The 12509-nt window shown below is 68.1% G+C and carries 13 protein-coding genes and 1 pseudogene; 8 read left to right on the plus strand and 6 right to left on the minus strand.

The genetic code is table 11. The annotated features are described in order from the left end of the window. Nucleotides 1-211 (minus strand): annotated as a pseudogene (locus RT567_RS07975) (hypothetical protein); the annotation flags it as partial. Between the two features lie 111 nt (nt 212-322). Beyond that, on the minus strand, nt 323-1258 hold the full coding sequence (locus tag RT567_RS07980; protein ID WP_313575601.1) for a ribose-phosphate pyrophosphokinase: 936 nt from the start codon (nt 1256-1258) through the stop codon (nt 323-325). A gap of 209 nt (nt 1259-1467) precedes the next feature. Here RT567_RS07980 and RT567_RS07985 point away from each other — a divergent pair, with 209 nt between their 5' ends. Then, nucleotides 1468-2331: an outer membrane protein assembly factor BamD gene (locus tag RT567_RS07985; RefSeq protein ID WP_313575603.1), complete on the plus strand. Its 864-nt coding sequence runs from the start codon at nt 1468-1470 to the stop codon at nt 2329-2331. Between the two features lie 95 nt (nt 2332-2426). Further along, nucleotides 2427-4124 carry a DNA repair protein RecN gene (gene recN / locus RT567_RS07990; protein WP_313575605.1) on the plus strand — a complete coding sequence of 566 codons (1698 nt, stop codon included), beginning with the start codon at nt 2427-2429 and terminating at the stop codon, nt 4122-4124. Nucleotides 4125-4305: 181 nt separating this feature from the next. On the opposite strand, the gene RT567_RS07995 is transcribed toward recN, so the two are convergent. The 4 genes from RT567_RS07995 to RT567_RS08010 form a co-directional block, all read right to left on the minus strand. Further along, entirely contained in the window at nt 4306-5226 is a 921-nt protein-coding gene (locus RT567_RS07995) for a cobalamin biosynthesis protein CbiG (protein WP_313575607.1), read from the minus strand. Between the two features lie 73 nt (nt 5227-5299). Further along, complete coding sequence (locus tag RT567_RS08000) at nt 5300-5842, minus strand: hypothetical protein (protein ID WP_313575608.1); 543 nt, start codon at nt 5840-5842, stop codon at nt 5300-5302. Nucleotides 5843-5845: 3 nt separating this feature from the next. Then, complete coding sequence (gene xth, locus RT567_RS08005; RefSeq protein ID WP_313575610.1) at nt 5846-6631, minus strand: exodeoxyribonuclease III; 786 nt, start codon at nt 6629-6631, stop codon at nt 5846-5848. 107 nt (nt 6632-6738) lie between these two features. Next, the gene (locus tag RT567_RS08010; protein ID WP_313575612.1) at nt 6739-7698 is read right to left on the minus strand and encodes a hypothetical protein; all 960 of its coding nucleotides are present in this window, start codon (nt 7696-7698) and stop codon (nt 6739-6741) included. A gap of 159 nt (nt 7699-7857) precedes the next feature. Between RT567_RS08010 and RT567_RS08015 the strand changes: the two genes are divergently transcribed. From RT567_RS08015 to RT567_RS08040, 6 genes are all read left to right on the plus strand, one after another. After that, a complete protein-coding gene (locus RT567_RS08015; RefSeq protein ID WP_313575614.1) occupies nt 7858-8907 on the plus strand; it encodes an MBL fold metallo-hydrolase in 1050 nt (349 codons plus the stop codon). Then, complete coding sequence (locus RT567_RS08020; protein ID WP_313575616.1) at nt 8904-9677, plus strand: enoyl-CoA hydratase-related protein; 774 nt, start codon at nt 8904-8906, stop codon at nt 9675-9677. Before RT567_RS08015 ends, RT567_RS08020 begins: the two co-directional genes overlap by 4 nt. 51 nt (nt 9678-9728) lie before the next feature. After that, entirely contained in the window at nt 9729-10241 is a 513-nt protein-coding gene (locus tag RT567_RS08025; protein WP_313575618.1) for an N-acetyltransferase, read from the plus strand. A gap of 48 nt (nt 10242-10289) precedes the next feature. Further along, nucleotides 10290-10850, plus strand: coding sequence for a DUF1285 domain-containing protein (locus RT567_RS08030; RefSeq protein ID WP_313575620.1), 561 nt, complete (start codon nt 10290-10292; stop codon nt 10848-10850). Continuing rightward, on the plus strand, nt 10847-11521 hold the full coding sequence (locus tag RT567_RS08035; protein ID WP_313575622.1) for a CoA pyrophosphatase: 675 nt from the start codon (nt 10847-10849) through the stop codon (nt 11519-11521). Before RT567_RS08030 ends, RT567_RS08035 begins: the two co-directional genes overlap by 4 nt. Further along, nucleotides 11518-12509, plus strand: a 992-nt coding sequence (locus RT567_RS08040; RefSeq protein WP_313575623.1) for a CCA tRNA nucleotidyltransferase, incomplete at its 3' end; no start/stop codon positions are given. The genes RT567_RS08035 and RT567_RS08040, both read left to right, overlap by 4 nt.

Genomic DNA, 12509 nt, shown 5'->3' on the forward strand with positions numbered 1-12509 from the left:
AGCCGGCCTGGATGGATCCGACTTCGCGCACGAAGGCGACATAGACCGATGCGGCCTCGGCCACGCTCTGGTTCAGCGCCAGGGCGGGCGGCGGCGGCGGGGGCGGCGCAGGGGGCGGCGCTTCCGGCTCAGGCGTCGAACAGCTGGCCAGGACGGCGGCGGCGGCGACAGCGGCGACGGAGAGGCCGCGACGCAAGAAGGCCTGGGGCATCGGCGATCTTCCCTTGCTTTTAAGCGATACGCACTTGGACGGGTGTCGGAGGCGCAGGGCGCCTACCGAACTACAAGCCCTTATATCGCGGAGGGAATGGTTAGCCGAACCTTAATCGAACAGCTTTGAGACCGACTCTTCGTTGGCGATGCGCCGAATCGCCTCGCCCATCAGCGGAGCCACGGGCACGCGGCGGATCTTCGAGCAGTTCAAAACTTCGTCAGGTTGCTCGATGGAGTCGGTGATCACCAGCTCCTTCAGCGGGCCGTTGGCGACGCGGTCGACCGCCGGGCCCGACAGGACGCCGTGGCTGATGTAGGCCGAGACCTCGGTCGCGCCGCGGTCGATCAGCGCCTTGGCCGCGTTGACCAGGGTGCCGCCCGAATCGACGATGTCGTCGAACAGGATGCAGCGGCGGCCTTCGACGTCGCCGATGATGTTCATGACTTCGCTCTCGCCCGCCTTGGGGCGGCGCTTGTCGACGATGGCCAGGTCCGCGTTCAGGCGGCTGGCCAGAGAGCGGGCGCGCACCACGCCGCCGACGTCGGGCGAGATGATCATCAGGTCATCGCCCTTCGGGTAGTGATCCTTGATGTCCTGGGCCAGGACGGGCGTCGCCACCAGATTGTCGGTCGGGATGTCGAAGAAGCCCTGAATCTGACCGGCGTGCAGGTCCATGGTCAGGACGCGGTCGGCGCCGGCGCGGGTGATCAGATTGGCCACCAGCTTGGCCGAGATCGGCGTGCGGCCGCCGGTCTTCCGATCCTGTCGGGCGTAGCCGAAGTAGGGCATGACGGCCGTGATCCGCTTGGCCGAGGCGCGCACCAGCGCGTCGGTCATGATCAGCAGCTCCATCAGATTGTCGTTGGCCGGATACGAGGTCGACTGGATGATGAAGACATCCTCGCCACGCACGTTCTCCTCGACGACGGCGAACACCTCATTGTCCGCGAAGCGCTTCACCTGGGCCTTGGTCAGCGGCATGTCCAGGTGGGCAGCGATGGCCTGGGCCAAGCTCCGGTTCGAATTGCCAGCAAGCAGCTTCATTGACCGGTCATCCTTTCGCCGTCATCGCTCCGCCAATAGTTGCGGGTGCGTTTCTGGACGCGCTCTCTAGGCGGCGAACGGTGCGGCGTCCAGCCGTGTTCCGGACGTATCTTCGATTTCAGCCGATTGGCTTGGGCGCAGGCGCTGTTATAGAGGACGCATCCTGCTAACGAGGGCGCCGCGCGTGTCCGCGTCCCGAAGGCATCTTGATGAGGTCGCCCTTGCTCGCTTCGAAGTCTCGTTCCGGCCTGACCCTGTTGACGGTCGCTGTGGCGGCCCTGTCGCTATCCGCCTGCGCAGGCAACAAGCCGCGCCAGAAGCTGGCCTATGAGGAGCGTCCGGTCGAGGCTCTCTACAACACCGGCTATCAGCGTCTGCAGTCCAAGCGCTGGATGGACGCCGTCGACTACTTCCAGGAGGTGGAGCGTCAACACCCCTATTCGGAGTGGGCCCGTCGCGCGATCCTGATGCAGGTCTACGCCTATTATCAGAACAACAACTACCAGGACGCGATCGCGGCGGCTGACCGCTTCATCGCCCTGTTCCCCGGCAATCCGTCGGCGGGCTACGCCTTCTACATGAAGGCCGTCTGCAACTTCGAGCAGATCGTCGATGTGGGCCGGGACCAGGGCTACGCCGAGGCCGCCCTGGCGGGTCTGCGCGACGTGGTGCGCCGCTATCCCGGTTCGTCCTACGCCACCGATGCGCGGGTCAAGATCGACATGGTCAACGACCAGCTGGCGGGCAAGGAAATGACCGTCGGCCGTTACTACCAGCGCGCCAACCAGCCGCTGGGCGCGTTGAACCGCTACAAGGCCGTTATCAACAACCCCGACTTCCAGCGCACCTCGCACACGCCTGAGGCCCTGTATCGTCTGGTCGAGGTGAACCTGAGCCTGGGCCTGACGGAAGAGGCGACCCGCAACGCCGCCGTCCTGGGGCACAACTATCCGGGCAGCCCCTGGTACGCCGAGGCCTTCGCCCTGCTGCGCGAGCGTGGCGAGAACCCGGAAGTTCAGCCTGAAGGCAAGCGCGAATCCTGGCTGCAACGCCTGATCCCTGGCGGCACCTGATCCGGTCGCAGGGCGGAGAGCGCGGCGCGAATAAGGCGCTGCGTTCCTGTTCTGTTTCCGGCTAGGATGCGGCGAAACATCGAATCAGATCGCCCATGCTGACCACCCTCTCGATCCGTGACGTCGTCCTCGTCGACGCCCTTGACCTGGAGGTCGAGGACGGCCTGACCGTGCTGACCGGCGAGACCGGCGCGGGCAAGTCCATCATCCTCGACGCGCTGGGCTTGGCGCTGGGCGCGCGCTCCGACGCGGGGCTGGTGCGCAACGGGGCCAAGCAGGCCTCGGCCACGGCCGTCTTCACCGCGCCTGATGATGAAGCCCTGATCTGCTTGCTGTCCGAACGCGGCTTCGAGGTCGCGCCGGGCGAGGAGTTGATCCTGCGTCGCGTGGTGTCGGCCGACGGCCGCAGCCGCGCGTATGTCAACGACCAGCCCGCCGGGGTGACGGCCCTGCGCGAGATCGGCGCCTTGCTGGTCGAGGTGCACGGCCAGCATGAGACGGTCGGCCTGCTGGACTGGAAGACGCACCGGGCGCTGCTGGACAACTACGGCGGATTGCAGCCGCAACTGTCGGGCGTGGCCGGGGCCTCCGAACAGTTGAAGACGGCGCAGGCCTGTCTGGATGAACTGGAGGCGTCGGCCGCCGAAGCCGCGGCCAAGGCTGAGGAAATCGCACTGAATCTGGCAGATCTCGACGCCCTGGATCCCAAACCGGACGAAGAAACCGAACTGGCGGGCGAGCGCGCCCTTCTTGGTGCTGCCGAAAAGGCGGTCGCTGATCTGGCCGATGCACGCAACCTGCTGGGCGGCGACAAGCTGAGCCAGCGGCTGGCCTCTGCCTTGCGCGCGGTGGAGCATGCGCGCCAGCGGGCGGTGCAGGCGGGGGCCGAGGGGGAAAATCTCATCATCGTCAAACTGGGTCTGGCCGCCGAGGCGGTGGACCGCGCCCTGGTCGAGGCGACGGAAGCCGTGGCCTGTGTCGACGCCGCCGCCGACGCCTTCGACTTCGAGCCGGGCCGTCTGGACAAGGCGGAGGAACGGCTGTTCGCCCTGCGCGCCACCGCCCGCAAACTGAACACTACGGTTGAGGCCTTGCCGGCGCTGCGGGTCCGCCTGCGCGAGCAACTCCGCCTGATCGAGGACGGCGAGGAAGCTCTGACCAAGGCCCGCCGCGACGTCGCCGTGGCGATAGAGGCCTATGATGTGGCGGCCATGCTGCTGACGTCGGCGCGCGAGGCGGCGGGGGATCGTCTGGTCGCCGCCGTCATGGATGAGCTGGGCCCGTTGAAGCTGGAGCGTGCGCGCTTCCGCGTGACGCTGGACCCGGTCGAGGGGCGTCGCGGTCCGCTGGGCGTCGAGACGGTGCGGTTCGAGGTGGCGACCAATGCCGGGACCGCCTTCGGCCCGCTGGATACGGTGGCGTCGGGCGGTGAACTGGCGCGCTTCGCTCTGGCGATGAAGGCGGCGCTGGCCAGCCGCGAGGACCAGCGCCAGCCGGTGATGATCTTCGACGAGGTGGATCAGGGCGTCGGCGGCGCCGTGGCTGAGGCCGTCGGCGGGCGCCTGCAACGCCTGTCGCGCGGGGCGCAGGTGCTGGTGGTGACACACAGCCCTCAGGTGGCGGCGCGCGGCCACGCCCACTGGAAGGTCCGCAAGGCGGATGTCGAGGGCCACACCCGCACCTCCATCGACGTGCTGGAGGAAGGTCCGCGCCAGGAAGAGATCGCGCGGATGCTGTCGGGCGCCGAGATCACCGACGAAGCGCGCGCGGCGGCACGGGTGCTGATCGGCTGACTTCTTCCTTCTCCCCTTGAGGGAGAAGGTGGCAGGCGGAGCCTGACGGATGAGGGGTGCCGACTCCGCCTTCTCGAAATTCGATGATCGCGCGTCAGCACGGTTTCAAGGCCGACGCGCTGACACCCCTCATCCGAGCGCCTCCGGCGCCCACCTTCTCCCTCAAGGGGAGAAGGAAGACTTAGACTCCCAGGATCCAGCCTTCTTCGCTTTCGACCTGGGCGATCAGGGCTTCGTCTGCGCCCTTCGGCGGAGCGAAGGCCTTTTGCAGGTCTCCGGCGTCGTCCATGCGGGCGAAGGCTTCGGCGGCGGCGCGGACCTGGGCCTGGGTCTTGTATTCCTTGACGCCTTCGGCGTTCACGCCGCGCTTGGCTTCGTAGAGGGCGGGCCAGACCTCGACGATGACGGCCGACAGGGGCTCGATGTCGGCCTCGGTCAGTTCGCGCCAGCCGGTGCCGAAGGGCCAGACCGCCGCCGAGGCGCCCAGCGTGTCCAGCAGGCGGCGCAGCATGGGCACGCCGACCAGCGTCAGGCCGCCGATCGCGCCCGCGCCGTGCATCTGCCAGACGCTCTTGGGCGGCAGCTTGTCCTTGCGCGCGGCCAGTTCCGTAGCGCGGAATTCGGGGATGTCGGCGCCGGCGCCTTCGGGCGGCTTGGTCGTGGTCAGCCAGCGCTGGGCCTGGCTGGCGGGCGCGCCCCAGAAGGGCCAGGGCTCGTCCGTCATCAGGCGGTTCATCTTGGCCGCAACCTGATAGCGGTTGTTCGAGTTGTCGGCCTTGTCGACGATGTTGGCGGCCAGGAACTTGCCCATGGCGTCCCACGGGCGGCCGTCTAGCTTCAGGCGCGCGGCGGTCCTGGCGGGGAAGCCGAAGTCGAAGTCGAAGCCGACCAGCACGCGGTCGCCGCGCTTGCGGTGCTCGGCCAACAGGTCGGTGATCAGCTTCTCGCCCTCGGCGCGCGTGGCGACGTTATGCGTCTCGGCATACAAGCGGAAACGCACGTCGCGCTTGGCGACGCCGATCCACAGGGTCTGTTCGCCCAGCTTCTTGCCTTCGGCGGCGGTCCAGTTGGCGATGATGTAGGCGTCGAAAAGGCGGGCCACGGGGGCTCCTGAAGAAAGAAGCAAAAGCAGGACGAGGGGTTCTAGCCGCCCGGACTCAAGCCGTGAAGGGCGATCAGCGTTGCATCAGGGCTTCGACGTGCGACAACCAGCGGCGCCCCAGCCGCAGACCCTCGCCGGGAGAGCGTGTTCCGGTCGCAGTCTCGGCCTCTGAGGCGGGGGCGGTGCGCGATCCGTTCCACAGGGCCAGCTCGAACTCGGCGTTGTGCGGATCGCTGAAGATCAGTCGCAACACGACCAGTTCGGCGTCCGGCGCGTCCAGGTCGATCTCCTTGCGGTGCTGGCCGCGAAGGACGCGGGCGATCACATGGCCGTCGACGATGATCTCGGCGCCCAGCACTTCCTCGAAGGCGTAGACCAGCCCCATCGCGCCGCGGTTCCACAGGACCGCCAACTGACCGCCCTCCAGATCCAGCCCGGCCGCGCGGCCTTCATGGGCGGACAGGGCCAGGGTGTCGGCCGGAGCGCCCAGCGCCTTCTTCATCGCCCGCCGCAGTCGCCGCTCGGACTCCATCCACCAGGAAAACAGCAGGACGCCGGTGGTCAGGAAGGCGGCGATCAGGGCGATCAGCAGAATGGCCCTGAACGTGTCGCCCATGGATCAGGCCTCCAGGTCCAGATCGACCACGACGGGGACGTGATCGCTGGGCTTTTCCATGTCGCGCGCTTCGCGGTGCGTCTCGATGGCGCGGAAGCGGTCGGCGGCCTGGGGCGACAGCATGGCGAAATCGATGCGGATGCCGTGGTCCCTCTGCCAGGCGCCCGCCTGATAGTCCCAGAAGGTGAAGGTTCCAGCCGGTTCGCGGCCCAGTTCGTGGGAATCCGCCAGGCCCAGCCATTTCAGGGCACGGAAGGCCTCGCGGCTTTCCGGCTGGAACAGGGCGTCCTCGGCCCAGGCGGCGGGGTTCTTGGCGTCTTCGGCCTCGGGGATGACGTTGTAGTCGCCGCACAGGGCCAACGGCTCTTCCAGCGCCAGCAGATCGCGCGCGTGGTTCTGAAGGCGCTGGAACCAGGCCAGCTTATAGGGGAATTTCTCAGTGCCGAGCGGATTGCCGTTGGGCAGGTAGATGGAGGCGACGCGGATCGGGCGGGGCGCCTCGATCAGGGCCTCCAGATAGCGGGCCTGTTCGTCCGTATCATCGCCGGGCAGGCCGCGCCGCACGTCCGACAGCGGATATTTCGATAGCAGGGCGACGCCGTTGTAGCTCTTCTGGCCGTGGGTCTCGACGTTGTAGCCCAGGTCTTCGAAGGCCTCGCGCGGGAATTTCTCGTCCACGCATTTGATCTCCTGGAAGCAGGCGACGTCGGGATTGGCGGCCTGAATCCACTCCAGCACCGTAGGCAGGCGGGCGTTGACCGAGTTCACGTTCCAGGTGGCGATGCGCATGGGACGCAAGGCTAAGGTGAGCCGCTTCGTTCGGGAAGAGGGGCGGGCAAAACAAAGACGCCGCCGGATCGCTCCGGCGGCGCCTGAAACATCAGGCTGAAATCAGATCAGCTGTTCGGCGCAGCGGCCGGAGCCGTGGTCGTCAGCTTACAGCCGCCGCCGACTTGCTGAGCGGTGGCGCAAGGGTAGACCTGCTGCACGGCCTTGGCCGTATCGAAGCGGACGATGACGCCGTCGGCGCCGTTGCAGGCGGCTTCATAGAAGGAGCCGTTGGCGTTCTTGCCCATGTAGCGGGCCTGGCTGACGTCGCAGGCGGCGGCTTCGGAGCCGGTCAGCCAGCCCTTCAGCGTGGCGACCTGCTCGGCCGGCGTGGTGAAGCGGCACGAGGCGTTGGCCGAGACCAGCTCCATGCAGGAGGAGATTTCCCAACCCGCGGCCGCCTTGTTGATCTGGGCGCCGTCAACGCCGGCGCAGCCGATTTCATAGACCACGGCGCCGCCGGGTTTGGCGCCGATGATGGAGCCTTCGTCGACCGTACAGGCCAAGCCCGCTTCCTTGGCGAAGGCGGTCATGACGGCCATGGCGTTGTTGTTGGCGGGCAGGCTGCACTGCGAACCGACGTCGGCGTTGGGGTCGCGGGCGCGGGCCTGTTCGGCCGAATAGGCCAGCACCATGCAGTCGGTGGCCTGCGGCGGCGTCGAGGTCAGCAGCAGGTAGCCGGGGCCGCTGGCGCAGGCGACTTCGTACAGCGACTCCTTGTTGGGCGATTGGCCCAGCAGGACAGACTCGCTGATCTGGCAGTTGGTGTTGGTGGCGGTCAGTACGCCCTGGGCGCCGGCCTGAACCTCTTCGGCGCTGGGCGGCTGAGGCGCGCGCTGGCGTTGTTGCGGCTGACGGCGCGCAAGCCGGCCGGCCGGAGCGCGATCGCCGACGCGCTGATCATTCATTGGATCCTGCACGTTCGGAGCGGTGGAACGGTCCTGGGCCATGCTGAGCGAAGGGGTCAGCGTCATGAGCGCCAGGGCGGCGGCCACGACGACCGTACGGCTACGGGTGGGGTAAGTCACAAAACTGCTCCGGGCCTCAGAAAAGGATGCCGAAGCCTTGGCGGCGTCTTTCGCCTTGGTCAAGCGCAAGTGCGCCTTGATGCTGGACGATCGCCTCGCGATCCGCTTAATCTGCACGACAGTTTTGATTGGAGACGGACCTTGGCGGACGGAGACTCCTTGTCTCGCTCGGAGCGCGGCCTGACCTACCCGTTCCCGGCAGAGCCCCTGGCGGGGCAAGCCGTGGCGGTCGCGGCCGGCGTGCTGTGGTTGCGTCTGCCGCTGCCGATGGCGCTGAACCACATCAACCTCTACGCCATCGAGGACGGCGACGGTTGGGTCGTCGTTGACGCCGGGCTGGCGACGGATATTTCGCGTGAGGGCTGGACGACGGCCTTGGCGGGCGTTCTGGGCGGACGGCCGGTCACGCGCGTCATCTGCACCCATATGCACCCGGATCACATCGGACTGGCAGGCTGGCTGTGCGAACGGTTCGACGCGCCGCTGCTGATGTCGCGGACGGAGTATGTGACGGCGCGGATGCTGATCGCCGACGAGACCCTGGGGCCTCCGACGGGGGCCGAAGCCTTCTATCGGGCGGCGGGCTGGTCGGACGCGCAGATCACGCACTGGCGCGACGGCTATGGCGGCTTCAGCCGAATGGTTCAGGATTTTCCGCGCGATTACCGCCGGGTGCAGGACGGCGATGTCCTGAGCATCGGCGGCGAGGACTGGCGCGTGGTGGTCGGCGAGGGACACAGTCCCGAACACGTCTGTCTGTGGCGCGAGAAGGATAATGTCTTCATCGCGGGCGATCAGATCCTGCCGCGCATTTCCTCCAACATCTCGATCTGGCCGACGGAGCCGCAGGCCGATCCGCTGGGCGACTGGCTGCGGTCGCTGGCGGCGCTGAAGGAGCGCCTGCCGGGCGATCTGCTGGTGCTGCCGTCGCACGGGGAGCCGTTCTACGGCGTGACCTTGCGGCTGGAGGCGCTGATGCGCGGGCATGAGGTGGCGCTGAAACGGCTGGAGAAGACGCTGCGGACGCCGTGCCGCGCGGTGGACGTGTTCGGCGCCCTGTTCGCCCGCCCGGTGGGCGACGCCGTGCTGGGCATGGCGACCGGCGAGGCGCTGGCGCATCTGAACTATCTTGAACGCCAGGGACGGGTCCGCCGTGCGCGAGACGAGGACGGCGTCGACTGGTGGAGCCTTTTGGAGACAGGCCAATGAGCGAACATATCCGGACCCAACTGGACGGCGGCGTCCTGACGGTCGTCTTCGACCGCGCGGACAAGAAGAACGCCATCACCCAGGCCATGTACACGGCCCTGGCCGACGCAACCGAGAAGGCGAAGGCCGACGACGCCGTGCGCGTCATCCTGTTCCGCAGCGAGGGGGATTCCTTCTCGGCGGGCAATGACATCGCCGACTTCATCGCCCTGGGCCAGACGCCGGGCGATCTGGTCGAAATGGGCGTGTTCCGCTTCCTGAAGGCGCTGGCGGACCTGGACAAGCCGGCGATGGCGGCGGTGCGCGGTCGGGCGGTGGGCATCGGCCTGACGCTGCTGCTGCATTGCGACATGGTGGTGGTGGCCGAGGACGCCCTGCTGTCCGTGCCCTTCGTCAACCTGGCACTGGCCCCGGAGGCCGCCTCTTCGCTGCTGCTGGGCGCCAACATCGGCCACCGACGCGCCTTTGAACTGTTCGCCCTGGGCGAGGCGATCGACGGCAGGACGGCGCTGGCCTGGGGCCTGGCCAACCGCGCGGTTCCGGCGGATCAGGTCGATGCGACGGCGGCGGAATTGGCGGCCAAGCTGGCGGCGCGGGCGCCCAACTCCATCCGCAAGACCAAGGCGCTGATGCGCGACGCGGAACTGCTGTGGACGGTGATGCAGCGCGAGGCCGAGGCCTTTGGTTCGCAGATGCGCAGTCCCGAGGCGATGGAGGCCTTCATGGCCTTCAGCCAGAAGCGGGCGCCGGACTTCTCCAAACTGGGCTGATGTCGCGAAAACGCGATTGATTCGACGGGCGCGGGGGACTACGGGCCGCGCATGAACGCCGCGCCCGCCTCCGCCCCTGAAAACGACCCGCAGATCGCGGGGGCGATCATACGTGAGACGCCGGCCGATGCGGCCGCCGTCGACACCCTGGTCATCGCCGCCTTCGGTCCCGGCCGTTTCGCCAAGACGGCCGAGCGTCTGCGTGAGCGCGCGCCGCTGGCGGCGGGGTTCTGCCTGTATGAGGGCGGGCGTCTGATCGGTTCGGTGCGGCTGTGGTCGATCCTGACGGGCGAGGCGCGCTCGGTCTTTCTGGGCCCCATCGCCGTGGACAAGTCCAGTCGCAGCACTGGGCTGGGCGGCGAACTGGTGCGCGCCTGCATCGAGGAGGCTAAGGCGCGGGAGCTGGACGGCATCTTGCTGGTCGGCGATCCGCCCTATTTCTCGCGTTTCGGATTCGTGCCTGCGCCCGACGCCGTGCTGCCGGGGCCGGTGGATCGGCGCCGGGTGATGTGGCTGCCCTTCACCGCAGCGGCGCCGGTCGGGGCGATTCGCCCCGACGCCTGAGCCGGGTGCAGCCTTCCTTTGCGAGGCGACGCATCCCATAGTTCGGATATGACGAACCCACCGACATCCTCGGGTCTGACAGGCGTGGCCGAGGCTGTGCGACAGGCGCCGGGGCGAGGTCTGCCGCCCGTTCATCTGTGGCATCCGGAACATTGCGGCGAGATCGACATCCTGATCCGTGCTGACGGCGTGTGGATGCATGAAGGCTCGCCCATCGGGCGGGCCGAACTGGTGCGGCTGTTCTCGACGGTGCTGAGGAAAGACCCGGACGGCTATCATCTGGTCACGCCGGTCGAGAAGCTGAAGATCGCGGTCGAAGATCTGCCGTTCCGCGCCGTGGCGGTGCGCGAAAACGATGGGGCGCTGGTCTTCACCACGGATCAGGGCGACGAGGCCGTCGCCGGTCCCGACCACGCCATTGTCGTCGAGACGGACGCGGCGACCGGCGAGCCTGCGCCGCGCGTCCATGTGCGCGGCGATCTGTGGGCGCGGATCGCGCGGCCGGTCTTCTATGAACTGGTCGAGCGCGCGCAGGAGGCGGACGGGCGACTGGCCGTGCGGTCGGGCGGCGTGACGTTTCCACTGGGGCCGAAAGGGGCGGGCCTGTGACGTGCAACAGTTTGAAGGCGCGTCTTCAGGCGCGGCTGGACCCTGTGTCCGACTGGTCGCCCGAGCGTGTGGCGGTGCGGTCCGACTATGACCTGAACCCCGATTTCAGTCGCCCGAAGGTCAAGCTGAGGCCGGCGGCGGTGCTGATCCCCATCATCGCGCGTGAGGATGGGCCGAGCGTCCTGCTGACCCGCCGATCCGACAGTCTGGCCAGCCATACGGGGCAGATCGCCTTTGCGGGCGGTCGGCTCGATCCGGGCGAGACGGCGCTGGACGCGGCCCTGCGCGAAGCGTGGGAAGAGATCGCGCTGGACCCCGCCGTGGTCGAACCTCTGGGGCTGGGCGATCCCTATGAGACAGGCACCGGTTTTCTGGTGACGCCGGTGGTGGGTTGGCTGACGGCGCCGCCGGACGTCACCGCCTCGCCCGCCGAGGTGGCCGAGGTGTTCGAGGCGCCGTGGGACTTCCTGATGGACCCGGTGAACCATCGCCGCGACTACTATGATCAGGAGAACGGGCCGAGGCGCTGGTTCTGGGCCATGCCCTATCGCGAGCGCTACATCTGGGGTGCGACGGCGGGCATTCTGAAGGGGCTGTTCAACCGGCTCTATGGCGAAGAGGCTGCGCCGCATCAGGCAGCCGAGGCCGATGCGACCGAGAGCGTCGAATGAGCCGTGTCCTTGAGGGGCAGGACTGGCTGACGGCCAGCGCGACCCGCGCGGTGATGGCCGCGCTGGCGGCGGCGGGCGGGGCGGATTGCGCCCGCTTCGTCGGCGGATGCGTGCGCAACGCCGTGTTGGTCGCGCCTATCGACGACGTGGACATCGCCACCGTCCTGACACCCGAGGCGGTGGTGAAGGCGCTGAAGGCGGCGGGCCTGAAGAGCGTGCCGACCGGCATGGAGCACGGTACGGTGACGGCCATATCGGAGCGCCAGCCGTTCGAGATCACCACCCTGCGCCGGGACGTGTCGACGGACGGTCGCCGCGCCACGGTCGCCTTCACCGACGACTGGGCCGAGGATGCGGCGCGGCGGGATTTCCGCCTGAACGCCCTTTATGCCGATGCGGACGGGCTGATCCTCGATCCGACGGGTGCGGGGTATGAGGATGCTCTGGCCGGGCGGATCGTCTTCGTCGGCGAGCCGGAACAGCGCATCCGCGAGGATTATCTTCGCATCCTGCGTTTCTATCGCTTTTTCGCCTGGTATGGGCGCGGGGCGCCGGATGCGGCGGCGGTCGCCGCTTGCGCTGCTCTGGCCGAGGGTGTGGAACGGCTGTCGGCTGAACGGGTGTCGAAGGAACTTCTAAAGCTGCTGGCCGCGCCGGATCCGCGCGCGGCGGTGCGGCTGATGGATCAGGCGGGCGTGCTGGGGCGGGTGATGCCGCCGCCGCAAAGCCTGACGCTGTTCGAGGCGATGGTCGAGATTAGCACGGACCCGGTGCTGCGTCTGTCGGGGCTTTTGCCGGATGAGGCGGAGGCCGTGCGTGCGGCGGCGCTGAAGCTGCGGCTGTCCAACGCCCAGAGGGACCGGCTGGTCGAGGCCGTCGCCGCACGGATCGACCCGGCGATGAGCGAGGCTGAGGCGCGCGCCGTTCTCTGGCGCACAGGGCGGCAGGCGGTCGCGGATCGGCTTTATCGCGCCTGGGCGGCGGGTGC

This window comes from Brevundimonas sp., assembly GCF_032107865.1.
Taxonomy (GTDB): domain Bacteria; phylum Pseudomonadota; class Alphaproteobacteria; order Caulobacterales; family Caulobacteraceae; genus Brevundimonas.